The following is a 23652-nucleotide window of genomic DNA, read 5'->3' as shown; positions in this document are numbered from 1 at the left end:
ACCACGAAGGCGACTCGACCGGTGCGGACGAGCCGCTTGGCAGGTATACAACCACACTAATGTTAGCTTGCGAAGTCCTGATGATTTCCTAAGCGGTGGTTCACTGGCAATTTTGCGACGAATCGTGTCGGAACGGAGAGCGCGTTGAACGAACTGGAGCTGCGCAAGAGGCTAGCCCTGCTGCGTACCGAACATCGCGATCTCGACGCGGCGATCGACGCGCTGCGCGACACCGGATCGACCGACCAGCTCCAGATCGCCCGCCTGAAAAAGCGCAAGCTGCTGCTGAGGGACCAGATCGCGATCCTCGAGGACATGCTGCTGCCCGACATTATTGCGTAGTTTGTTTTGGCCGATCTGCGATCGGCACCTCAAACGCCGGGCGGCGGACATCCGTCCGCCTTGGGTTGGCCGTTGGCCCCCTTCGGGTCGCGGCATAAGCCGCGGCGCGCGGTCGCGCGCTGGCTGCCGCGACCAGGTTTCAGCGATGTGTTTGCAGCTGCGCCCACGGGGCCGGGAGCCTGTCCTGCAACCTAACTTCAGATATCTGTTCGCGGCAGCCAGAGCGCGACTGCGCGACAGGAGGGGTGGCCCCGCAGGGGTCGGGCCCCCGGAGGAAAGCCAAGCGCGCGGATGCGCGCGCCGGCGCTTGAGGCCAACAAAAGCGCCCCGCAACGGGACAGTCCCATATTGAGTCAGAAATCTATCCACAGGCCGCTAGCTTGCGCGAATCGGGGCGCGTAGCGGTGGGGGGCATGGGAAGACCGTCCGACATCAGCCAGCCGATTATCGAGGCGTTGTACACCGAAGCGCTCGTGCTTGCGGACGAGGCGCGGCAGGTGTTCGACCTCAATCCCGTGCGCGACACCGGGGATGCGGCCGACCGCGTGCGCATGGCGCTATCGGTCGAGGGTCTGCGCACGACAACACGTGTGATGCATGTGCTGGCCTGGCTGCTTAATCACCGCGCCTATTTCAACGGCGAGCTGAGTGCGCTGCAGCTCCGCCGCTACAGCAAACTTCCGGCAGACCGCCTGTCGGAACGCGCAAACCTCGCGCTGCTCGAATATCCCACCCGCGAACTGATCCACGATACCGAAGCGCTGCACGCACGCATCGCGCGGCTCGACGAGGCATGGCGCGAAGGGTTCGAAATGCAGCCGTCCGCCGTCCACCGGCTGCGCGAACGACTCAACCGTTCGTTCGCGGGTTACTGAATTCACACCGCAGCGAGCGCGCGCTCCCAATTGGCGAGCCGCCGCTGGCGCGTTGCCCCGTCCATCATCGGCGTGAAGTGCCCCAGCCCGCCGCGCATCGCGGCACTGGCAGTGGCGAGATCGGGATAGGTCCCGCAGCCGACCGCCGCGAGTTTCGCCGCACCCAGCGCGGTGGTCTCGACGAAATTGGGCCGCTCGACCGGAATGTCGAGCAAATCGGCGATATCCTGCGCCATCCAGTCGTTCGCGCTCATCCCGCCATCGATACGCAGCGAGGTCCATTCCGCCCCGTCGGCAGCGAAGGCGGCGGCGAGATCGTAGGTCTGGTGCGCCATCGCCTCGAGCGCGGCACGGGCGATCTCCGCCCGGCCGGTGCTGAAGCTCAGCCCCGCGATCACCCCGCGCGCTTCCGGCAGCCAGTGCGGCGCGCCGAGGCCTGACAGGCCGGGTACGATCACCACCCCGCCGCTGTCGGGGATCGAGCGGGCAAGCGTTTCGGTTTCCGCTGCCGTGCCAAGCAGGCCGAGCGAATCGCGCAGCCATTGCACCAGACTCCCGGCAACGAACACCGACCCTTCGAGCGCATAGGTCCGCTTGCCCCGGTCCTGCATCAGCACCGTGCCGAGCAGGCGATGCGCCGAGCGCGGGAGCGCCTCGCCGTGGTTGGCGAGGATGAATGCTCCGGTGCCGTAGGTCGCTTTGGTCTCTCCCGGTGATAGGCACCCCTGCCCGATCGTCGCCGATTGCTGGTCGCCGACCAGCCCGCAGATCGGGATCGGTGCGCCGAACAGTTCGGGCAGCGTTGACCCGAAATTGCCGTGGGTATCGACCACCTCGCCCAGCGCCGCAGTCGGCACCCCGAACAGATCGCACAGCGCGGGATCGAACTGCGCCCCGGCGAGAGGAAGGAGCAGCGTGCGGCTGGCGTTGCTGGCATCGGACAGATGCGCGCCGCCGGTCAGCTTCCACACCAGCCAGCTCTCGATCGTGCCCAGCGCCAGCGTGCCTGCCTGCGCCGCTGCCGCAACCGCCGGCTCGTTCTCGACCAGCCAGCGCATCTTGGTGCCGGAGAAATAGGGATCGAGCAGCAATCCGGTATTATGCTGGACACGTTCTTCGTGACCGGCTTCGCGCAAAGTCAGGCAATGGTCGGCGGTGCGCCGGTCCTGCCACACCAGCGCACGGGCGAGCGGTTCGCCGGTTTGCTTGCACCAGGCGACCACCGTCTCGCGCTGGTTGGTGATCCCGATCGCCGCAATCCGGTCCGCCCCGCCTGCCTCGCCCACCATCTCGCGCGCGCAGGCGAGCGTGCGGTGCCAGATCTCGGTCGCATCATGCTCGACATGGCCGGGCTGCGGGTAGTGCTGGGTCAGCGCCTGATGCGCGCTGCCATGCGGTTTGCCGTGGGCATCAAACAACATCGCGCGGGTGGATGTGGTGCCTTCGTCGAGCACCAGCAGGAACCGGTCGGACATTCACTTCTCCGTCCCCCTCCCGCCTGCGGGAGGGGCCAGGGGTGGGCCATATCCGACACATGCCCACCCCCGCCCTCTCCCGCAAGCGGGAGGGGAGAAATCTCGACAGCCCGGCGAATAGCCCCCATATCGAACCCATGGTCGATATCCCGCCCAAGCCCTGGCCCACCGGGCTCGTCGAGCAGCCCGAGCCGCTGGTTCGCCGGATCCTTGCCCCCAACCCCTCGCCTTATACCTTTACCGGGACCCAGACCTACGTTGTCGGCAATGCCGGAGAGGTGGCGGTTATCGATCCCGGGCCGGACGACGAGGACCATATCCGGGCGATCCTCGACTGTATCGGCGACGACCGGCTGATCGCGATCATGTGCACCCATACCCATCGCGACCATTCGCCCGCCGCAACGCCGCTGGCCGAACGGACCGGCGCACCGGTGGTCGGCTGCGCGCCGCTGGTGCTGAGCAGTGTCGAACCGCGCGCCGACGAAGCCTTCGATCCCACCTACGCCCCCGACCGAGTGCTGGAAGACGGCGAGGCGATGATCGGAAGGGGCTGGACCCTGCGCGCGGTGCACACGCCCGGCCACACCTCCAACCATTTGTGCTTCGCGCTGGAGGAGAGCGGGGCGCTGTTCACCGGCGACCATGTGATGGGATGGTCGACCAGCGTCGTCATCCCGCCCGACGGCGACATGGGCGACTATATGAAGAGCCTCGCCAAGCTCCAGGCGCGCGACGACCGGGTCTATTACTCCGCCCACGGCGCGCCGATCGACAAGCCGCGCCAGCTGGTGCGCGGCATGATCGGCCACCGCCGCCAGCGCGAGGGCCAAATCCTGCGCCTGCTCGGCGAAGGCGCCAAGGCAATCGAGGAGATGGTGGCGCTGATGTACAAGGGGCTAGACCCGCGGCTGACCGGGGCGGCGGGCATGAGCGTCAAGGCGCATCTGCTCGATCTGGAACGCAGGGGGCAGGTCGGGCGTTCGGAGGACATATGGCAAACGACACGATAGAGCGGGACGAGAGCCCCCTTCGCCCCGAACCTGATAACGTCGCCCTCGAAACCCGCCCTGAGCGCGAGAAATCGCTGGCCCGGGTACAAGCGGTTCCATGGCTGCTCGTCATCGTGCTTATTGCGGCGCTTGCATTCGTAACCTGGAAAGCGTTCTTCGAGCAGGAGGAAGGCGATCCTGTGGCCAGCGCCATGCTGGCGTTCGAAAAGCAGAACCAACTGACGGTATTCTCCAGCCGCTTCGAGGTGATGGCCGAAAGCGTCGATGAGCGCGGCGTGCTGGGGGTCAATTTCCTCAAGAGCCGGCAAGCGATGATCATTCCGGCGACGGTCGAATACCGCGTCAACCTCGCCAATGTCGGGCGTGAACGGATGCAGTGGGACCCAGCCACTGAAACGCTCGACGTGCAGCTCCCGCCGCTCAAGACCACCGTTCCCAACCTCGACGAGAAGAGCGCGCGGCTGTTCACCGATGGCAATTTCGTCACCGGCGGCGCCGCCGAAGCGCTGATCCGGAACAATTCCGCGGTGGCGGAAGAAAAGGCCAGCGTGTTTGCCCGCAACCCCGAGGTGCTGGCGTTGGCCCGCACGGCAGCGAAAGAGGCCGTCCGCCAGAACCTCGCGATCCCGCTGTCGGTGGCCGGCTATGGCGACGTGACGGTCAATGTGACCTTCGACGGAGAAGACGCGAAACGCTGAGTGGCGGCGGCGTAGCTGTGCGGCATAGGGCCGCCCGGCCAAACAGGCGGGCTGTCGAAATCTTCCTATTGCGCGCTATGCGAGCGGCCTAGTTTCCTCCCGGTCAAATCCTGGGGAGGGAGTGACGATGGCCACCATCGCCGCACCGAAATCCGCGCGGGTCGAGGGCACGCGCTTCTTCACCGTCATGGCGTTCGTCATGTCGGCACTTATTATCGCGGGCTTTTCGCTCAATCTGGCGATGGGCCGGTCGAGCTTCGGCGCACCGTGGCCCTATCACCTGCATGGCATGATCTTCATGGGCTGGATCGGGCTCTACCTCGCCCAGCATGTAACCATCGCGGGCGGAAAGCGGGAGCTACATAAGCGGCTGGGCCAGCTCGCCTATCTGTGGATTCCGCTGATGGTGACGGCCGGGACGATGATCATCGTGATCGTCGCACGCACCACCGGAGGGCCGTTTTTCTTCGCGATGAACGAGTTCTTCGTCAGCAACCTGATCGCCCTGTTCACTTTCGGCGGGCTGGCGCTGTGGGCCTTGCGGGTCCGGCGTTACGCGGGTTGGCACCGGCGGCTGATGCTGGTGGCGATGAGCATCCTCACCGGTCCGGGTCTCGGCCGCCTGCTTCCGGCGCCGCTGTTCATGCCCAATGCCTGGACCATCCTGGTCTGCCTGACCTTCGTTTTCCCGGCGATCGGCATGCTGGTCGACCTGCGGCGCGACGGGCGGGTCCATCCGGCCTATTGGTGGGGCATGGGCATCAATGTCGGGCTGTTCGTGCTGTCGATGCTGCTCGCCTATTCGCCGGCCGGATATGCGCTGACCGAATGGCTGACCGCCGGTACGCCCGGCGGGGAGCGGCCGATGGAAGCCTTCCTGCCGCCCGGTTTCAGCATGTGAAGCCAAGCCGCGGATGCGCGACCTGAAGCCTCATCGATGATAAAATCGGCGGGGTCGCTGGTCCATCCGCTGGTAGATCTCGAGCAGCAGCTGATGCGCCTTGTCGGCCCCGCCCTCGATCGCGCCGGACTTCCATGCAGGCCAGTGGTCCCACATTATGTCCGCCACCTGTTCCCTGACCTCGCGAAAGCCTCTCAGCCTGGACATCTTGAGGACCAGATCGTCCACTTCCGGCCCGAAGCCCGATTGGCCAAAGGATAGCAGATCGGTGAGGGGGTGATCGCCCGGCTTTCCGGCTGGCATGGGAATTCTCCTCTCGCTTACTCGCATTCGCTGTGACTAGCACATCGGTCACGGAATTCGCTCGAATTCCGGCGCACCCGTCCCTATGTCGCGTGCAACATAATTCGCGAGGTTTCCGATATGAAAGACCAGACCAGACCGCCCACCGGCACCGACCTGCTGGCCGAAATCGACCGGCTGCGAAAGGAAAAGAACGCGATCATCCTCGCGCATTACTACCAGACGTCGGACATTCAGGACATTGCCGATTTCGTGGGCGACAGCCTCGAGTTGAGCAAGAAGGCGGCGGAGACCGATGCCGATGTGATCGTGTTCTGCGGGGTCAAGTTCATGGCCGATACCGCCAAGATCCTCAGCCCGGAGAAGATCGTCGTCCTGCCCGACATGGACGCCGGGTGCAGCCTCGAAGACAGCTGCCCGCCGGAGAAATTCAAGGCCTTCCGCGAGGCGCACCCCGATCATATCGCGCTGACCTACATCAACTGCTCGACCGAGGTTAAGGCGCTGTCGGACGTCATTGTCACCAGTTCCAGCGCGGAGACGATCCTCAGCCAGATCCCCGAGGACCAGAAGATCATCTTCGGCCCCGACCGGCACCTGGGCGGTTACATGAGCCGCAAGTTCAACCGCGACATGCTGCTGTGGCCGGGGGTGTGCATCGTGCACGAGGCGTTCAGCGAAACCGAGCTGCTCAAGCTGAAGGCGCAGCACCCCGGCGCGCCGGTCGCCGCGCATCCCGAATGCCCGCCGACGATCATCGACCATGCCGACTACGTCGGTTCGACCAGCGGCATCCTCCAGTTCGCCAAGACGTTCGAAGGCGACACTCTGATCGTCGCGACCGAACCGCATATCATCCACCAGATGGAAAAGGCCTTGCCGGAGAAGAATTTCATCGGCGCGCCCGGCGCGGACGGCAACTGCAGCTGCAACATCTGCCCCTACATGGCGCTCAATACGATGGAAAAGCTCTACACCTGCCTGCGCGATCTGGAACCGCGCATCGAGATCGAGGAAGGCCTGCGCCTCAAGGCCAAACAGAGCCTCGACCGGATGCTCGAGATGGCGAGCGGGACGATCGGCAAGGGGGATCTGGGGGCGCGCTGAGACCATTGCCTCGACCGGATCGGACTTGTATAAGTGCAATGAATGCACTATCGAGCTTGACATGGTCACCCTCCATCGCGGGCCGAGCTGGAAAATTTCGGTTTATGGCCGTGACCACGGAATTCCGCATTTCCATATCGAAGGGCGCGACTTCCGCTGTTCTGTCGCGATCGGCACGCTGGAGGTGATTGTCGGCTCGGTCCCGCGCCACGTGCTGGTGGAAGCTCTCGAATGGGCGATCACGCGGCGGCGGGAACTGCTCGATATCTGGGAGGAATTGAACCCATGAACACGGACTGGATGCGCACAATCAAGTCGGTCGAGCCGCGCGGCCCGGGGCGGCTTGCGCTTCTCTGGTCCGACGGAACCGCTGCCGAAATACTCTCGCCCGAAGCCGACAGTGCTGGGGAAGGTTCGGTCGAAATCGGCGACTGGGGGCACTCGCTGGTTTGGCCCAACGGTTCGGAAACCGGTGCAGACCGGTTGTGGCTCGAAACCTTGAGCGCGATCGGCCGCTGCGATGCCCGGGCCTTTCTCGAATGGCGGATCGAGCACGGCCTGTCGCTGTCGCGTGCGGGTGAGGAACTCGGTATCGCGCGGCGCACTGTGGCAAATTATTCCAACGGATCGCAACCTGTCCCGAAGGCAATTCTGCTGGCTTGCAAGGGGTGGACGGCGCAGAAGGCCGCTGCGGCCTGACGTCACCCTATCGCGATTTCGAATTTCAGGCTGTCCTACAGAAGGGGCGACCTGCTACCGACCGGCGATGCAAAACACCATACTTCACTACCAATTCGACTCGATCGACGCTGTCCGACCCTGACCCCCAAGGCTGCATCGGCCATACTCGGAAGGTCGCGCCAAAGAGCGCCATATGTCAATCAAATATTTGATATCGCACAAAATGAAGTCGGGCGAGTATTTTGAGAATAGCCCCGGTTTGTGTCACATCCCATGGGATTTAACCGCACTCGCCGCAACCATCCGAAGCCCTCAGCGTTGCCATCCCACATGACCGCTGACATCCGCTTCTTCTGGGCCCGGCTCAACGCCAATTACTGGTTCTATCCCGCGCTGTTCGCGATCCTTGCAGCCGTCCTCGCCTTTGCGATGATCTGGCTCGACCGGAATGGCGCTGCCGCCGCGCTCAACGATGCGGACTGGCTGGTCCCGGCGCGGCCGCAGGGGGCGAACACCATGCTGACGGTGATGGCGGGCAGCATGATCGGGGTTGCCTCGACCGTGTTCTCGATCACCATCGCGGCGGTCGCCTATGCCAGCGGCAATTACGGGCCGCGGCTGTTGACCAATTTCATGGAGGACCGCGGCAACCAGCTGAGCCTCGCGACCTTCATCGGCAGCTTCGTCTATGCGCTGATCGTGCTGCGCAGCGTCCGCGCGGAGGACGAGACGGCGACGGCCGGATCGGGCGCGGTGGACGCATTACCGGGCTTTGTGCCGCAACTGTCTTTGCTGGTCGCCTACGGATTGATGGCGATGTGTGTCGCGGTACTGGTATTCTTCCTCAACCACGTCCCCTCCAGCATCCAGATCAACACCGTGCTCAAGGGCATCGCCCGGCGGTTGCTCGACACGGTTCGCGAAGTCTACCCGGTTGAGGGCAGCTTTCGCGAGGCGCTGCCTCAGCTAGGCGGCAAACCGGTGCTCGCGTGGGGCACCGGCTATGTCCAGATGATCGACTTCGACGACTTGGTGAAAGTCGCGAAGGAGCACGGCTGCACGATCTCGCTGCGCGTGCGCACCGGGGATTTCGTCCACCGCAAGATGGCGCTGCTCGATGCCGAGGGCTGCGAGCCGGAGGAGCTGGAAGACCGTCTGCGCGAAAGCTTCACGCTGGGTCCGTCGCGCACGCCCGAGCAGGATCCGCAGTTCCTGATCGACGAGCTGGTCGAGATCGGTCTGCGCGCGCTCAGCCCGGGGATCAACGATCCCTTCACCGCGATCACCGCGCTGCACTGGCTCGGCGCGGCCACTGCCGAGATCGGGCGGCGCGACCTGCGCAAGGATATCGGCGATGACGAAGGGGACACCTGCCCGGTCCGCCCGCTGCCCGACGGATTCCAGCACTACGTCGACCGCGGCTTCGGCGCGATCCGCAGCGCGGTGGCGAGTTCGCCGATCGCGGCCGAAGTGATGCTCGACACGATTGCCAATGCGGCGACACCGATCGGCGACCTGGGGCGGCAGAAGATCCTGCGGCAGGAAGGGAAGCTGCTGGCGGAGCAGGCGCGGCTCATTCTGGTCGGTCCCGATCTTGCCCGGTTCGAGGAACATCTCGCGAAGTTCGACCGGTTGTTTTGGAGCGAGCCGAGCGCGAATTGACGGGTGCTGCTAGGCGCGCTTGTTCGCCACGATGCCCGGCCCGCTTTTCGGAGTGCCGGTCCGCGCGAACACCAGCGCGCTGCCGAGCAGCACCATGCCCAGAATGTCCCATCCGCCAAGCACCTCGCCGAACGCGCTGTAGCCATAGAGCGCCGCAACGGCCGGCTGGGTCAGTAGCGCCAGCCCGATCACCAGCGGCGGGAAGTGGCGCAGGCTGAACACCAGCAGCCCCTGCCCGACGATCTGGCTCGAGAGCGCGAGCAGCAGCAGCGGGGTCCAGTCGGTCGGGATCACCGGCTCGCCCAGCAGCAATGCCAGCACCAGCAGCGTGGGGCAGGCGAACAGGCTGACCCACACCAACAGGCTCCACGCCCCGATGCCCTTTCGCGCGTCTTGCAGCGTCAGCAGGTAGATCGCATAGCTCAGCCCCGCCGCGAGGCAGAACAGGTCGCCCACCAGCGTCGCGGTCGAAATCTCGAGACTTTCCCCCATCAGGATCGCCGCGCCGCCCAGTGCGAAGGCGATCGCCAGCCAGTCCAGCCCGCGCGGCAGCACCCGCGCGACGATGAAGCCCCAGAACAGCAGCACGATGCTGCCCGCATTGCCGAACAGCGTCGCATTGCCGAGCCGGGTCAGCCCAATGCCGAAATGCCAGCTGGCAAGGTCGAGCGCGAAGGCGGTCGAGCCGAGCGCGACCAGCAGCAGCGTCTTGCGCGGGATGCCGCCCAGCCGCTGCCCCGTGCCGCGTGCGAACAACACCAGAACCGGCAGGGCGAGGAACAGCCGCCAGAACGCCGCCGACACCGGCCCGCTATCGGTCACGCGCACCGCCCACGGACCAAGCGCTAGCGCGACATTGCCGGCGAGCAGCGCCGCGAGCAGCACCCAGCGGGGCCAAGTCGAGCTATCCCCCCTGCTCGCTTTTGTTGCGCTTGTTTCGCTCACCGCCGCGCCATAGCTTGGGTTGCAATTCAGGACGAAACGAAATCTGCCTTTGGGCAAGAAAGGACCCGTGTGACCGATATCCTGTTCCAGCCGCTGACCCTCGGTGCGATCGAGACCGCGAACCGCATCCAGATGGCCCCGCTGACACGCGGGCGCTCGACCCAGCCGGGTTCGGTGCCGAACGAAATGATGGCAACCTATTACCGCCAGCGTGCGGGCGCTGGCCTTATCATCAGCGAGGCGACCGGGATCAGCGTCGAGGGCCTCGGCTGGCCCGCCGCACCAGGGATCTGGAGCGACGAGCAGGTCGAGGGCTGGAAGCTGACCACCGAGGCGGTGCACGCGGAAGGCGGCAAGATCGTGCTCCAGCTGTGGCACATGGGGCGGCTGGTCCATCCCGATTTCCTCGGCGGCGAGCCGCCGGTATCGGCCAGCGCGACCAAAGCCCCCGACCACGCGCATACGCCGACTGGGCGCAAGCCCTATGAGCAGGCACGCGAATTGTCGGTCGAGGAGATCGCCCGCGTCGTCGCCGACTACCGCCATGCCGCCGAGAACGCGAAGAAGGCCGGGTTTGACGGGGTGCAACTGCACGGCGCGAACGGGTACCTGGTCGACCAGTTTTTGCGTGACAGCACCAATCTGCGGACCGACGAATACGGCGGCGCACCGGAGAACCGGGTCAGGTTCCTGCGCGAAGTGCTCGAAGCGCTGTGCGACGTATGGGGCGCTGACCGCGTCGGTGTTCGCTTGTCGCCCAATGGCGAGACTCAGGGCTGCGACGACAGCGATCCGGCGGCGACCTTCGGTGCAGCGGCGCAAGTGGTCGAGGATCTCGGCCTCGCTTTCCTCGAACTGCGCGAACCGGGGCCGGAGGGCACCTTCGGCCGGACCGACGTGCCCAAACAGAGCCCGCTGATCCGTTCGATCTACAATGGCAAGCTCGTGCTCAACAGCGACTACACCGCCGAACAGGCAGCGGCCGAGATCGAAGCGGGCAAATGCGACGCGGTCAGCTTCGGGCGATCCTATATCTCGAACCCCGATCTCGACATCCGCATCCGCGAGGGCGCGCCATGGGCACCCAATGTCGATGTTCCCAAGAGCTGGTACATGCCCGGCCCCGAAGGCTACGTCGACTATCCCACACTGGCCGAGGAACGCGAAGCCGCCGAGTGACCTGTGCAGCGTAAGGGAAGTTTTCAGACCTTTGCGCTACGCCCCTGGCTATGAGGTCATGGCTTTTTATCGAGGGCAACAGCCCCGGCAAGATGGCAAAGGCACCGATGGTCGGTGCCGATGCCGTCGTGGTCGATCTGTCGTGCGTGCCGAACGACGAGGATGCACCGCGGCTGCGCGCAGATATCGCCGCCTGGCTCAAGGCGCACAGCGATCCGCTGATCGCGCGCAAGGCCTTCGCTCGCTGGGTGCGGATAAAGCCGCTCGACACGCCGATGTGGCGCGAAGAACTGGCGACGGTGATGCAGGGTGCGCCCGAGGGGGTGATCCTTCCCAGGGCGACCGGCAACGACGATCTGCGCGTGCTTGCCTCCGAGCTCTACGAGATCGAACAGAAGCTCGGCCTCAAGCACAACACCACCAAGATCATCCCGCAAATCGGTGAGACGCCGCGCGCCGCGCTGACGCTGAACGAACTGACCACCGACCGGCAGCCGCGTATCAGCGGCTTCATGTGGAACGCCGACAATGTCGCCCGCGGCCTCGGTGCCAAGCGCACCCGCTGCGAAAGCGGGCGCTGGACCGACGCGTTGAGCCATGTCCGAGCGATGACGGTTATCCTCGCGCGCACGATGGGCGTGCTCGCGATCGACACTGCAACTGCGGATCATCGGGATATCGCGCTCGGCCAGCGCGACGCACGCTGTGCCAAGCAGGACGGTTTCCACGGCATGTGTGCACTGCACCCCAAACAAGTGGCTGCGATCCACGAAGCCTATGCGCTCTCGGCCAGGGAACGTGCCGAAGCCGAGGCTGTGATCGGGCTCGCGAACAGCCGCTCGATCACGGAATTGCTGACTGAAGCCGATGGCGCAACGGTTGAAGTCGGGGAAGACTTCGCTCCTGCCCAGAGCATGCGTTCGCTCGGTTAGGACGCGGGAAACTACTCTTCCGCAGGCTCGGACGGCTCCGCAGGTTCGGCTGGTTCCTCGATCGAAGCGGCTCCCCGGTCGTCGCCTTCTTCCGCAGTCGACGGGTCGCTGCCTGCTGCACCGCTTTCCCCCGGCTCGGGCGCGGCGCGCGGCGATTGCGAGCGTAGCTCATCGGCCGGGATCATCTCGTCGCTGATTGATCCCTCGAGCACTTCGCCCTGCACACCCGCAGCTTCTTCGGATTCGGGTGCCTGGTCGAACCAGCCACAAGCCGAGAGCAGCAAAGTGATCGGCAGAACTGCCAGCTTGCGTGTCATGACGTCTCTCCGCACGATCGCGCCACGCCGGCGAGGAAATCCTCCATCCTTGCCAGCAACGCCTCGTCCCATTGGTCCTGCGTGCAGGCGATACCCAGTTGTTCGAGGCTGGTCACCCCGAATTCCTCGATCCCGCACGGCACGATCCCGGTGAAATGCGAAAGATCGGGTGCAAGGTTGACGGAAAAGCCGTGCATCGTCACCCAGCGCCGCACGCGTACCCCGATCGCGCCGATCTTTGCTTCGCCGCCCGCTGCATCGCGGGTCCAGATGCCGACCCGGCCGGGTGCTCGCCAGCTTTCGATCCCGAAATCGCTCAGCGTGTCGATCACCCAACCTTCGATGCAATGAACGAAGCGGCGCACGTCCCGGTTGCGGCGGCCTAGGTCGAGCAGGACATAGCCAACCCGCTGGCCGGGTCCATGATAGGTGTATCGCCCGCCGCGCCCGGCCTCGACCACTTCGAACCGCGGATCGAGCAATTCGTCCGCCGCCGCGCTGGTCCCGGCGGTATAGACCGGCGGATGTTCGAGCAGCCAGACGAGTTCGGCAGCCTCGCCCGAGTGGATCGCCGCATTGCGCTGCTCCATCTGCTTCAGCGCCTCGCGATAGGGCACCGGCGCGGCATCGCGCCGCACTTCGGGACGGGTATCGACAGGCGGCGATGAATTTTCGACCATGTGCATTGCGTGGCGATTGGTCGAGCGACTATCAAGAGGCAAGCTCAACGAGGGGAAAAGAGAATGAAATTCGACATGGGTCGCGCCTGGGATGAAGCCACCCGCCTGCTGCGGAGCAATACCGGCCTCGTTGCATTGATTGCCGGGGTCTTTATCCTCGTGCCCAATTGCCTGTTCATGATGCAGTTCCTCGATCTGGCGACGATGTTCGAAAACCCGAGCATGGCGCGGAATCCGGAACTGGTTTCCAATGCCTTCGCGCAGTTCTTCGCGGACAATTGGTGGGCGCTGATCCTGACCGTGCTGGGCCAGGCGATCGGCATGCTGGCGATCATCATCTTGCTGAGCGACCGGGGACGGCCGACCACGGGCGCAGCGATCGGCGACGCGGCCAAGCTCGCCATCCCTTCCATCGCCGCCAGCCTGCTGATGTATCTGGCCTTCACAATCCTGATCCTGCTGCCGGTGATGATCGGCGGAGCGCTGCAATCGGTCGCCGTGGCGATCATCCTGGTGCTGCCGGCGATTGTCGCGGTCTGTTACATCTTCGCCAAGTTTTCGCTGGTGCAAGCGGTGTTCGGGATCGAACGGACCTTCAATCCCGTCGCCGCACTCGCCCGGTCCTGGCGCTTGACCAAAGGCAGCAGCCGCTTGCTGTTCATCTTCTTCTTCCTGCTGTGGTTCGCCTTTGCGATTGTCAGCCAGGTGGTATCGCTGTTCGTCAGCCTGATCCTCGCGCTGGTCAGCGCCGAGGCAGCGATGTTCGGCAATGCGCTGGTATCCTCGGCGATCGGCGCGGGCTATGCCGCACTGACGGCAGCGGTGATGGTTTCCGCCTATCGCCAGCTGACCGGCGAACCGAAGGCGGAGCTGGCGCAGACATTCGACTGATCAGTCGGCGTCCTTCCAGCCCCAGAACAGCTTGCACGGCAGGACATTCCAGAACTCGAAACCCTGGTCGATCCGGGTGAAATGCTTCGCCATATAATCGCGCGCGCGGGCGGAGAACTGGTAGACCAGGAACGCGCCGCCGGGTCGGAGCACGCGGTGGGTCGCAGCGGCGATGGCCGGACCGACCCCGTCGGGCAGGGTCGAGAAAGGCAGGCCGGAGAGAACGTAGTCGGCCTGCTCGTGACCGTGTGCGCGGACAATGTCCTCGACCTGTTCGGCCGAGCCGAGCACGGCAGTGAAGCGGCTGTCGGCAATCGTCTTGTTGAGATAGTCGACATAGAGCGGGTTGGTGTCGATCACGAGCAGCGAGGCATCGCCGCGCATCCGTTCGAGCACCGGGTAGCAGAACGTCCCGACCCCCGGCCCATATTCCACGAACAGCTTGCATTCATTCCATCTTACCGGCGCGAGCATCTTGTCGATGGTGAAGCGCGAAGAGGGAATGATCGAGCCGACCATGCGCGGATGCTCGAGGAAACCGCGGAAGAATACGCCCCACTGACCGAACAATCGACCGATGCGTGAACGAAGGCTGCGCGGACGCCGCAGCGCCAGATCACTCGAGTTCGACAACAATTGCTTCCCATGGCCGCCCCGGCCATGCCGGGGACTTCGCCCCCGCCTTGCAAAAATCCGTGCCCCATTGCAAGCGCAACGGACCCGGCGTAGCGCTGCCCGAGCATGGCCGAAAGCGATCTCCAGCCTCCTCCGCATGCGCCCGAGACGGTGCTGGCCCCGGCGCACCAGCCAATCGCCCGCGAACGGATGGTCCTGCTGTTTCTGGTGATGCTGGTGACCGCCGCCGGCAATACTGCGATGCAATCGGTGATGCCGTCGATCGGGACCGCGCTCGGCGTCGCCGATGTCTGGATCAGCCTTGCCTACACCTGGTCGGCGCTGCTGTGGGTGATCTGTGCGCCGCTGTGGGCGAAGCGGTCGGACCGGCGCGGGCGCAAGGCGATGATGGCGGTCGGTCTGGTCGGATTCATTGCGTCGTTCGCGCTATGTGGCCTCGTGCTGTGGTTCGGGCTTGCCGGGGCGCTGTCTGCCTTAGCGACGCTGATCCTCTTTGCGGCTGCCCGCAGCCTTTATGGCGGCTTCGGTTCGGCCGCCCCGCCCGCCGTGCAAGCCTATGTCGCGAGCCGCACCCCGCGTTCCGAGCGCACACAGGCGATGGCGCTGATCGCGTCGAGCTTCGGGCTCGGCACCGTGATCGGCCCCGCCCTTGCGCCGCTGCTCGTCTTTCCGCTGACCGGACTGGTCGGCCCGTTCTTCGCCTTTGCGGCAGTGGGCCTTGCGGTGCTCATCGCGCTGCGCCTGCGCCTGCCCGACGATGCCCCGACCTTCGCCGCGCGCGGCCGGGTGATCGCCGCTCCGTTCAGCGCCAATTCCAACCCCCGGATGTCGGACGACGACGAGGAAGAGGATAGCGACGAAGCGCAGGCGGACTACGTCGGAGGGGACGAGGCCCCGATCCCCGACCTCAAGTGGCGCGATCCGCGCCTGCGGCCGTGGATCGTTGCCGGATTGCTCGGCGGGCATGCACAGGCCGCAACCCTGGGCATCATCGGCTTCTTCATTCTCGACCGGCTGGGCTTTCGCGAGGATCCTGCGCTCGGCACCGGATCGATCGGGCTGGTGCTGATGGCGGGCGCGATCGCGACGCTGCTCAGCCAGTGGGGGCTGATCCCGATGCTCAAGCTCGGCCCGCGCGCCTCGACGCTATGGGGCATGGCGCTGGCGATCATCGGAGTGATCGGCTTTTCGCTGGCGCAGGATCTGCATGCCATCTCGCTGGGGTTTGCGGTGGCCTCGATGGGATTCGGACTCTACCGGCCCGGCTTCACCGCCGGGGCCTCGCTAGCAGTCACCCGGCGAGAACAGGGACAAATCGGGGGAATCGTCGCCTCGCTCAACGGGGCAGCTTACATTGTAGCACCGGCGGCCGGGGTCTGGCTCTACGGCCATCACCCGGTCATCGGCTTTGCGGTGATCTGCCTGCTGTGCGCCGCCGTTTTCGTGCTGGGATGGCGCACGCTGACGCCCGACGAGACTTTGCCAAGTGGACGTCCCGGGAGCTAGGCCGCTCTAGAGGATTTCGAGCACCACGTCCTGCGGGCGGCACAGGCGCACGCCCTTGTCGGTCTCGACCAGCGGCCGTTCGATCAGCACCGGATCGGCTACCATGGCCGCAAGCACGGTCGCATCGTCGGCATCGGGCAGGCCGCGCGCTTCGGCATTGGTCCCGCGAATGCGCAGGCCCTGCTGCGGAGTGATCCCTGCGTCGGCATAAAGCTGCGCCAGCTTGTCGGCACTCGGCGGATGCTTGAGATACTCCACAACCGTCACGTCGACCTTCGACAGGCTTTCCAGGATCGCCAGCGTCTTGCGCGAGGTGCCGCAATTCGGGTTGTGCCAGATCGTCGCCTTCATCTCATCTGCCTTCCGCTGTTTGCAGGGTACGATGCGGCGTGCCTAGGTTGAGAGATCTTCAATTCCAAGACGAAAGCGCTGTTGCAATTGCGAATAACTCGCAATAACGCCGTACTCACTAATGCAAACGATTCTCAATCAGACCGCTAGAAAGATTTTTATGGTACAGTTTCCGTCACGTTTTGCGCTGCTCGCGGGTTGCGCTTTCCTTGCATTGCCCGGCTCGGCCTCCGCCGAGACGGCAGCGGACGCGCCCGATCGCGACTACCTCCCGCGCGAAATCATCGTCACCGGTGAGCAGCAAGAAGGCTATGCCTCCGACGACGGAACCACCGGCACCAAGACCCCTACCCCGCTGATTGATGTGCCGCAGACGGTCGCCGTGATCACCAGCGACCAGCTGCAGGACCAGGCCATCACCCAGCTCGGCGAGGCGCTGCGCTACGTTCCGGGCGTGAGCCTCGAAACCGGCGAAGGCCACCGCGACGAGATCTTCATCCGCGGGCAGGAAACCACGGCGGACTTCTATCTCGACGGTCTGCGTGACGATGCGCAGTACTATCGTTCGCTTTATAACGTCGAGCGGATCGAAGTACTGAAAGGCGCGAACGCGCTGATCTTCGGACGCGGAGGCGGCGGCGGTGTGGTCAACCGGGTGAGCAAGACTGCGCAGACCGACAAGACCGCAGTGACCGCCGGGGGCTCGGTGGACAACTTCGGTGCGTTGGACCTGTCGGGCGATTTCAACCAGCCGCTGGGCGACAACGTCGCGCTGCGCCTGAACGGAACCTATGAGGAATTCGACAGCCACCGCGATTTCTATGAAGGCCGCTTCTTCGGCATCTCGCCGACCCTGACCGCACGGCTCGGCCCCGATACGAAGCTCGTCGCCAGCTACACCTATGACGACGACAGCCGGGTGACCGATCGCGGTCTGCCCTCGCTAGGCGGCCGGCCGCTCGAAGGTTTCGACAAGGCGTTCTTCGGCGACCCCGAGTTCAACCGCGCGACCAACGAAGCGCATATCGCAAGGCTGCGGATCGATCAGGGTCTCGGTGGCGGCTGGTCGGCCAATGCATCGGTCCAATATGCGAATTACGACAAGGTCTACGCCAACCTGCTGCCCTCAAGCACCAACGGCACGACCGTGCGCCTGTCCGGTTACGAGGACTATCAGGACCGCGAGAACCTGATCGCGCAGGCCAATCTGGTCGGCGAGTTCGACACCGGCGGTGTCAGCCACACGCTGCTGACCGGGATCGAGGCGAGTAGCCAGGATTCGTTCAACGGGCGACGCAATGTCCAGTTCGGCACCGGAACGGGCCCGTTCACCGGCTCGGTCGACGTACCGATTGCCCGCGTGCTGGCGATTCCCGCGTTCTCGCTCGCCGCGCCCAATCGCGCCAACGACAGCGAGCTCTCGGTGCTTTCGGCCTATATCCAGGACCAGATCGCTATCGGCGACCATGTCGAGCTGATTGCCGGTCTGCGGTGGGACCGGTTCGACCTCGAAACCACCAATCTTGCAGGCACGCTGACCGCTCGGGTTGACGAGAAGGTCAGCCCGCGGGTCGGCCTGATCGTCAAGCCGACCGAAGCGCTTTCGCTCTATGCCAGCTATGCGACCAGCTTCCTGCCGCAGTCGGGCGACCAGTTCTTTCTGATCGCACCGAGCGACCAGGCATTCGAGCCCGAGAAGTTCACCAATTACGAGATCGGCGCGAAATGGCTGCTCACCCCCGACCTGTTCCTCACCGCCGCGCTGTTCCAGCTCGACCGGACCAACACCAAGGGCCCGAGCCCGACCGATCCCACGCTGGTCGCACTGGTCGGCGAGAGCAGGACCAAGGGCATCGAACTCAACCTCGTCGGCGAGATCCTGCCCGGCTGGCAGGCCAATATCGGCTACACCTATCTCGATGGGGAAATCCGCACTACCACCAGTTCGGCCCCTGCCGGCAGGCGGCTCGAGCAACTGCCCGAACACCAGTTTACCGCGTGGAACCACGTCGAGCTGACCGACAAGTTCGGCGTCGGTCTCGGGTTGATCTATCAGGACGAGCAGTTCGCCAGCCTCTCCAACGCCGTCACCCTGCCCGATTATTGGCGGGTCGATGCGGCCGCCTATTACGACATTACCGATCAGGTCTCGGTTCAGCTCAACATCGAGAACCTATTCGACGAGAGCTATTATCCGTCCGCCCACGGCGACAACAACATCCAGCCGGCCGAACCCTTCAGCGCGCGGATCGGGGTGCGGGTACGAATCTGATTCTCCGCGTCAGTCCCCGCCTTGCGGAGCGCTCAGGGCGGGGACTTCGCGCGCAGCATCTTCGGAGGTGATCCCCGGTGCGGGGGCCGCGCTGATCGTCTCGACCCGGCGCACGACCCGCCCCGCCCGCTGGATCGCGCGCACCAGCCGCGGGTAAACGCCGCACCGGCAAAGATTGGGGATCGCGGCGCGGATTTCCTCCTCGCCCGGATCGGCATTCTTCGCGATCAGCGCGGCACCCGCCATGACGATGCCGGGGGTGCAGAACCCGCACTGGATCGCCTGCTCCGCCACCATCGCCTGCTGCACCGGATGCGAACGGTCGCGCGCCAGCCCTTCGATGGTGGTGACGTAGCGTCCTTCGGCCTCGGCCAGGGTGATCAGGCAGCTGCGCAGTGCCTCGCCATCGACGATCACCATGCAGGCCCCGCAATCGCCGCTGCCGCAACCGTATTTGGTGCCCGTAAGGTTCGCCGCGTCGCGCAGCGCCCATAGCAGCGGGGTGTCGGGATTCATGTCGAATTGCACCGGCTGGTCGTTCACCGTCATGCGCGACATGCTTGCCAATCCCTCCTGAGCAACCGGCCGGTCATTGCATGGACGGGGGCGGCGCGACAAGCGGCGGAAATTCGCTTTCACCCACGCTGTGCGCCCGCTAGCGCGAAAACGATGAATGAAAAAGCCAGGCTGACCCGCGGGAGCATCTCCGGACATCTCGTGGGCCAGACCGCCCCGATGGTGATCGGCGTTGCGGCAATGATGTCGGTCGGGCTGGTCGACAGCTATTTCATCGGCCAGCTGGGCAGCGCCGAACTCGCCGCGGTAGGGTTCATTTTTCCGATCACGGTCGCTCTGGCCAGCCTCGGCGTCGGGGTGATGGTCGGGGTCAACTCGGTGGTCGCGCGCGCAATCGGCGAAGGCGACGACGACAAGGCCGCGCGGCGGGCGAACTTCGGCATCGTGTTTGCGGTGGCGACAGGTGTGGCGCTCGGCCTGCTGCTATACGCCCTGCTCGATCCCCTGTTCCGGCTGATGAATGCGCCCGAGCGCCTGCTGCCGCTGATCGGCGAATACATGCGGCCCTTTGCGCTCGGCTTCCCCCTGCAACTGACCATCATGGGCCTCAATGGCGTGCTGCGCGCGCAGGGCGAGGCCCGCAAGACCTCCTATGTCTCGCTGGTATTTGCCGCAGCGAACTGGATCCTCGACCCGATCCTGATCACCGGAGCCTTCGGCTTTTCCGGGTTCGGCGTAGCCGGGGCCGCCTATGCGACGCTAATCGGCTGGGCGCTGTCGATCCTGCTGGCGGTGATATTGCTGCGGAACACGCATTTTCCGCTCAATCCCATGCTGCTGCGCAATTGCAGTCTGGTCGATCCGGCGACTTCGATCCTCAAGGTAGCGGTCCCCGCTGCGCTTTCCAACGCGATCAACCCGGTCGGGCTTTCGATCCTGACCGCTCTTGTCGCGCTCGAGGGACAGGCGGCGGTGGCGGGCTTCGGTGCCGCCGGCCGCCTGCAGAGCTTCGCCGTGGTGCCATTGCTCGCGCTGTCGGGATCGATCGGATCCATCGTCGGGCAGAACTGGGGTGCGGGGGAATTCGGCCGCGCGCGCGCTGCGGCTCTGGGCGCGTTCGGTTTCTGTCTCGCTTATGGACTGGTACTCGCCGTGGCCCTGTTTGCCGCAGGGCAATGGTTCGCCGGCTTCTTCACTGATGATCCGGCGGTGATCCGCCAGTTCGATCTCTACCTCCGCATCGCCGCATGGGGCTACGCCGGGTTCGGGCTGCTGATCGTCGGCAACGGTGTGCTCAACGCGGTCGACAAGGCCGGGTGGTCGCTGGCGCAAAGCTGTTTCCGCGTGCTTGCGGTGATGCTGCCCGTGGCCTTGCTGCTTCAGGCAAGTCAGGGTTCCTCGGCCATTTTTGCGGCGGAACTGGCCGCCAATCTGGTCGGCGGGGCTGTTGCGGTGGTCGTCGTGTTGTGGGTTCTGGCACCCGGAAAGCAAAGCGGACGGTGATCAATCGTTAACCATCCCGTCCCATAGTGACCCCGAACGCATTGGGGATTTGCGATGGACGACCTGTTGGCCGATTTCGTGGCCGAAACCCGCGAGATGCTCGAGGCGATCGGCGGCGAGATCGTCGCGTGGGAAGCCGATCCGGCAGACGGCACCCGGCTCGACGCGATTTTTCGCTTCGTCCACACGGTCAAGGGCAACTGCGGCTTCTTCGATTTCCCCCGCCTCGAGAAGCTGAGCCACGCGGCGGAGGGCACGCTGGCGGATGTACGCGCCGGGCGCCGCTATCCCGATAGCCACCTCGTCAATGCCGTTCTCGCGATTATCGACCGTATCACCCAGTTGATCGACGCGATCGACGCGGGCCAAGAATTGCCCGAGGGCGGCGACGACGGTCTCATTGCAGCGCTTGAACCCGATACGCCGGGCGCGGGCGAAAGCATCGCGGTCCAGAGCGTCACCGCGCAGGCCCCAAGCACCGCCAGCAGTGCTACCCTGCGCACCATCCGCTTACCGGTGGAGCTGCTCGACCGGGTCATGAGCGGCGTCTCCGACATGGTGCTGGCGCGCAACGACCTTGCCCGGCGGCTGCGCGAAGCAGGGGCCGAGCCGACCCTCGACGGCCCGTTCGAACGCCTGACCGGTATACTCAACGACGTGCGCGAGGCGGTGACGCGGATGCGCATGCAGCGCATCGAGCATCTCTATAACGCCCTTCCCCGTCTGGTCCGGGATCTGTCCGCCGAGCTCGGCAAGCAGGTTATGGTCGATCTCGACGGCGGCGACGTCGAACTCGACCGCGAGATGATCGAAATGATGCGGGATCCGATAACGCACATCATCCGCAACGCGATCGACCACGGGATAGAGAGCCCGACCGCGCGCCTCGCTGCAGGCAAGCGCGAGATCGGCCTGCTGAGCATTTCAGCCCGCCAGTCGGGCAACCGCATCACCCTGACCGTGACCGACGATGGAAAGGGTCTGGACACGGAGAAGGTAGGCCGCAAGGCGGTTGCCGCAGGACTTGTCACCGATGCCGAGCTGGCCGCAATGTCGCGCGAGAATATCATCGAGCTGATCTTCGCCCCGGGTCTCTCAACCGCCGACGAGGTCAGCGCCGTCTCGGGCCGCGGTGTCGGCATGGATGTCGTGCGCGCCAACATCGAGCGCGTCGGCGGGACGATTTCCGTTTCCAGCAGGCCCGGGGCAGGCACCCAGTTCCACCTCCAGATTCCGCTCACCCTCAGCATCATTTCCGCGCTTACCGTAAGCGCAGGCGGCCAGCGCTTCGCGATTCCGCAATCCTATGTCGAGGAGATCGTCCACGGTGGAGCCAAGGCGATCGAATTCTCGACCGTCGGCGAAACCCGCCTGATGGTTTTCCGCGAACGTCGCACTCCATGCCTCTCGCTGGCCCATGTGCTTGGGATGGGCGGCAATGAGGTGGACCGCCGGCAGAAGATGGTGCTTTTGCGACTCGGACCGACCGATCTCGTCGCGCTCGCCGTAGACGCGATTCACGACCAGGAAGATCTGGTCGTCAAGCCGCTTGCGCCTGCCATCATGCAGACCGGCGCCTACGCCGGCACGACGCTGCTCGACGACGGCAATCCGGTGCTGATGCTCGATGTCCCGACGATTGCGGCGCAAAACGGGCTGGCTACCGATGCCCGTGCGCGCGCTGCGGTGGCAACACACGACGACAATCAGCCGCACGAACGAAAACTGCGCCGCCTGCTGACCTTCACTGCGTTCGACGGCCGCCGCAAGGCGATCGGCATGGACCTGGTGATGCGGATCGACCAGGTCCCCGCCGAAGCGATCGACCGCAGCGCTACCGGCGACACGGTTGTGATCGGCGAGAAAATCTATCCATTGGTCGGCCTAGAGCAGGGCTGCGACCCCGGCGAAACGGTCAAATTGCTGCGCCTGTCGGACAGCCTCGACGAGCTGGCTTATGCCGTCGCCGAACTGGACGATTCGATCGAGACCGGCGAGGAAGTGATGCCCTTGCCCGAAGATGCGGCGCTCGAAGGCCTGTTGCTGCATCGCGGCGAGCAGCTGCGGGTGCTCGACGGATTTGCGCTCTTCGCGCTTCGCACGAGCGTTGCAACACAGACCGAACGCCCCGTTTGCCGGATTCCGCGTGACGACGAATGGGCTGTCCGGATGCTCGAACCCTTGGTCCGGGCCGCCGGCTACCGCATCGCCGAACCGGATGACGAGCACGTCGATATCGAGATCGCCATCGCCGACCAGTCCGCGCTGGCCACAGGCGAAGTTGGGCACTGCATCCGCCTCTACGCCGATCCCGATATTGCCGCCAAGCGGGCCGACGGAGTTTTTCGCTACGACCGGTCGGCCCTGGTCGAAGCCCTGCGCAGCGCCCGGCAGGAGAAGGTCGCATGAGCACCCTCTATGTCATGATCGAGATCGATGGTCGCCTCGCAGCGATCGATGCGGCCGATGTCCAGTCGGTGATCGAGGTCGGGAGCATCTATCCTGTTCCGCGTGCGCCCGGACACATTGCCGGGCTTACCGCGATGCGCAGCCAATCGCTGACGGTGATCGATTGCCGCAAGGCTCTCGGCCTCCCGTCCCAAACGGTTCCCGAGCGCGCGCCCGTCGTGCGAGTGGCAGACCACTCCTATGCGCTAATGGTCGACCGGGTCGACGATGTACTCGAGTCGCGTTCCGAACCGGCTGCCGTTCCCGGCAATTTCGGGGCGGACTGGCAACGGGCCGGCCGAGGTATGATCGAGACCGATCGTGGCCCGGCTCTGCTGGTCAACGTCGAAGCGCTCATTGCAGGGCCTCGCGCGAAGGCGGCTTAAGCGCTTGGTTACCCAATCCACCTAGGGTGGAAA

25 protein-coding genes are annotated in these 23652 nt (G+C 64.9%); 17 read left to right on the top strand and 8 right to left on the bottom strand.

Annotated elements, in window-relative coordinates:
* Positions 1-144: 144 nt before the first annotated feature.
* Together NSO95_RS12285 and NSO95_RS12280 are read left to right on the top strand one after the other, a co-directional pair.
* Positions 145-342 carry a YdcH family protein gene (locus NSO95_RS12285; protein ID WP_257596559.1) on the top strand — a complete coding sequence of 66 codons (198 nt, stop codon included), beginning with the start codon at positions 145-147 and terminating at the stop codon, positions 340-342.
* A 413-nt stretch (positions 343-755) separates the two neighbouring features.
* Positions 756-1217 (top strand): DUF1465 family protein, encoded by a 462-nt coding sequence (locus tag NSO95_RS12280; RefSeq protein ID WP_257596558.1) that lies wholly within the window; start codon positions 756-758, stop codon positions 1215-1217.
* Between the two features lie 2 nt (positions 1218-1219).
* On the opposite strand, the gene NSO95_RS12275 is transcribed toward NSO95_RS12280, so the two are convergent.
* Positions 1220-2692 (bottom strand): glycerol kinase, encoded by a 1473-nt coding sequence (locus NSO95_RS12275; protein ID WP_257596557.1) that lies wholly within the window; start codon positions 2690-2692, stop codon positions 1220-1222.
* Between the two features lie 137 nt (positions 2693-2829).
* On the opposite strand from NSO95_RS12275, the gene NSO95_RS12270 reads away from it, so the two are divergent.
* From NSO95_RS12270 to NSO95_RS12260, 3 genes are all read left to right on the top strand, one after another.
* Complete coding sequence (locus NSO95_RS12270; protein ID WP_257597041.1) at positions 2830-3705, top strand: MBL fold metallo-hydrolase; 876 nt, start codon at positions 2830-2832, stop codon at positions 3703-3705.
* Positions 3687-4403, top strand: a complete 717-nt coding sequence (locus NSO95_RS12265; RefSeq protein ID WP_257596556.1) for a DUF4230 domain-containing protein — start codon at positions 3687-3689, stop codon at positions 4401-4403. The genes NSO95_RS12270 and NSO95_RS12265 overlap by 19 nt, the downstream gene beginning before the upstream one ends.
* Before the next feature lie 127 nt (positions 4404-4530).
* Entirely contained in the window at positions 4531-5304 is a 774-nt protein-coding gene (locus NSO95_RS12260; protein ID WP_257596555.1) for a hypothetical protein, read from the top strand.
* 30 nt (positions 5305-5334) lie between these two features.
* Here the strand turns inward: NSO95_RS12260 and NSO95_RS12255 are convergent, their stop codons facing one another.
* A complete protein-coding gene (locus NSO95_RS12255; RefSeq protein ID WP_257596554.1) occupies positions 5335-5607 on the bottom strand; it encodes a hypothetical protein in 273 nt (90 codons plus the stop codon).
* Positions 5608-5727: 120 nt separating this feature from the next.
* On the opposite strand from NSO95_RS12255, the gene nadA reads away from it, so the two are divergent.
* The 4 genes from nadA (at position 5728) to NSO95_RS12235 (ending at position 9057) form a co-directional block, all read left to right on the top strand.
* The gene (nadA, locus tag NSO95_RS12250; protein ID WP_257596553.1) at positions 5728-6714 is read left to right on the top strand and encodes a quinolinate synthase NadA; all 987 of its coding nucleotides are present in this window, start codon (positions 5728-5730) and stop codon (positions 6712-6714) included.
* 61 nt (positions 6715-6775) lie between these two features.
* Positions 6776-7003 carry a DUF4160 domain-containing protein gene (locus tag NSO95_RS12245; RefSeq protein WP_257596551.1) on the top strand — a complete coding sequence of 76 codons (228 nt, stop codon included), beginning with the start codon at positions 6776-6778 and terminating at the stop codon, positions 7001-7003.
* Positions 7000-7413, top strand: coding sequence for a hypothetical protein (locus NSO95_RS12240; RefSeq protein ID WP_257596550.1), 414 nt, complete (start codon positions 7000-7002; stop codon positions 7411-7413). Before NSO95_RS12245 ends, NSO95_RS12240 begins: the two co-directional genes overlap by 4 nt.
* Before the next feature lie 312 nt (positions 7414-7725).
* Entirely contained in the window at positions 7726-9057 is a 1332-nt protein-coding gene (locus tag NSO95_RS12235) for a DUF2254 domain-containing protein (RefSeq protein WP_257596549.1), read from the top strand.
* 9 nt (positions 9058-9066) lie between these two features.
* Here the strand turns inward: NSO95_RS12235 and NSO95_RS12230 are convergent, their stop codons facing one another.
* A complete protein-coding gene (locus tag NSO95_RS12230) occupies positions 9067-9942 on the bottom strand; it encodes a DMT family transporter (protein ID WP_257596548.1) in 876 nt (291 codons plus the stop codon).
* 129 nt (positions 9943-10071) lie between these two features.
* Here NSO95_RS12230 and NSO95_RS12225 point away from each other — a divergent pair, with 129 nt between their 5' ends.
* Complete coding sequence (locus NSO95_RS12225) at positions 10072-11181, top strand: alkene reductase (RefSeq protein WP_257596547.1); 1110 nt, start codon at positions 10072-10074, stop codon at positions 11179-11181.
* A 50-nt stretch (positions 11182-11231) separates the two neighbouring features.
* Positions 11232-12113 (top strand): HpcH/HpaI aldolase/citrate lyase family protein, encoded by an 882-nt coding sequence (locus tag NSO95_RS12220; protein ID WP_257596546.1) that lies wholly within the window; start codon positions 11232-11234, stop codon positions 12111-12113.
* 11 nt (positions 12114-12124) lie between these two features.
* On the opposite strand, the gene NSO95_RS12215 is transcribed toward NSO95_RS12220, so the two are convergent.
* Both NSO95_RS12215 and lipB read right to left on the bottom strand, forming a co-directional pair.
* Positions 12125-12430, bottom strand: coding sequence for a hypothetical protein (locus NSO95_RS12215; protein ID WP_257596545.1), 306 nt, complete (start codon positions 12428-12430; stop codon positions 12125-12127).
* Positions 12427-13110, bottom strand: coding sequence for a lipoyl(octanoyl) transferase LipB (gene lipB, locus NSO95_RS12210; RefSeq protein WP_257597039.1), 684 nt, complete (start codon positions 13108-13110; stop codon positions 12427-12429). Before lipB ends, NSO95_RS12215 begins: the two co-directional genes overlap by 4 nt.
* A gap of 63 nt (positions 13111-13173) precedes the next feature.
* Here lipB and NSO95_RS12205 point away from each other — a divergent pair, with 63 nt between their 5' ends.
* Positions 13174-14001, top strand: coding sequence for a hypothetical protein (locus NSO95_RS12205; RefSeq protein ID WP_257596544.1), 828 nt, complete (start codon positions 13174-13176; stop codon positions 13999-14001).
* Here the strand turns inward: NSO95_RS12205 and NSO95_RS12200 are convergent, their stop codons facing one another.
* A complete protein-coding gene (locus NSO95_RS12200) occupies positions 14002-14634 on the bottom strand; it encodes a class I SAM-dependent methyltransferase (RefSeq protein ID WP_257596543.1) in 633 nt (210 codons plus the stop codon).
* Between the two features lie 108 nt (positions 14635-14742).
* On the opposite strand from NSO95_RS12200, the gene NSO95_RS12195 reads away from it, so the two are divergent.
* Entirely contained in the window at positions 14743-16143 is a 1401-nt protein-coding gene (locus NSO95_RS12195; protein WP_436278038.1) for an MFS transporter, read from the top strand.
* A 6-nt stretch (positions 16144-16149) separates the two neighbouring features.
* On the opposite strand, the gene NSO95_RS12190 is transcribed toward NSO95_RS12195, so the two are convergent.
* Positions 16150-16494, bottom strand: a complete 345-nt coding sequence (locus NSO95_RS12190) for an arsenate reductase family protein (protein WP_257596542.1) — start codon at positions 16492-16494, stop codon at positions 16150-16152.
* Positions 16495-16654: 160 nt separating this feature from the next.
* Between NSO95_RS12190 and NSO95_RS12185 the strand changes: the two genes are divergently transcribed.
* Positions 16655-18766, top strand: a complete 2112-nt coding sequence (locus tag NSO95_RS12185) for a TonB-dependent receptor (RefSeq protein ID WP_257596541.1) — start codon at positions 16655-16657, stop codon at positions 18764-18766.
* A 9-nt stretch (positions 18767-18775) separates the two neighbouring features.
* Here NSO95_RS12185 and NSO95_RS12180 read toward each other — a convergent pair whose 3' ends face one another.
* The gene (locus tag NSO95_RS12180) at positions 18776-19324 is read right to left on the bottom strand and encodes a (2Fe-2S)-binding protein (RefSeq protein ID WP_257596540.1); all 549 of its coding nucleotides are present in this window, start codon (positions 19322-19324) and stop codon (positions 18776-18778) included.
* Positions 19325-19435: 111 nt separating this feature from the next.
* On the opposite strand from NSO95_RS12180, the gene NSO95_RS12175 reads away from it, so the two are divergent.
* Genes NSO95_RS12175 through NSO95_RS12165 form a run of 3 tightly spaced genes read left to right on the top strand, consistent with a single transcriptional unit; the run spans position 19436 to position 23619 of the window.
* Positions 19436-20785, top strand: a complete 1350-nt coding sequence (locus NSO95_RS12175; protein ID WP_257596539.1) for an MATE family efflux transporter — start codon at positions 19436-19438, stop codon at positions 20783-20785.
* 54 nt (positions 20786-20839) lie between these two features.
* Positions 20840-23194: a chemotaxis protein CheA gene (locus NSO95_RS12170; protein ID WP_257596538.1), complete on the top strand. Its 2355-nt coding sequence runs from the start codon at positions 20840-20842 to the stop codon at positions 23192-23194.
* Entirely contained in the window at positions 23191-23619 is a 429-nt protein-coding gene (locus NSO95_RS12165) for a chemotaxis protein CheW (protein WP_257596537.1), read from the top strand. The genes NSO95_RS12170 and NSO95_RS12165 overlap by 4 nt, the downstream gene beginning before the upstream one ends.
* Positions 23620-23652 lie beyond the last annotated feature (33 nt).

This window comes from Parerythrobacter lacustris (assembly GCF_024626475.1).
GTDB lineage: Bacteria > Pseudomonadota > Alphaproteobacteria > Sphingomonadales > Sphingomonadaceae > Parerythrobacter_A > Parerythrobacter_A lacustris.
Note: the sequence above shows the minus strand (reverse complement) of the source record. Positions and strands in the feature narration are given on the sequence as shown.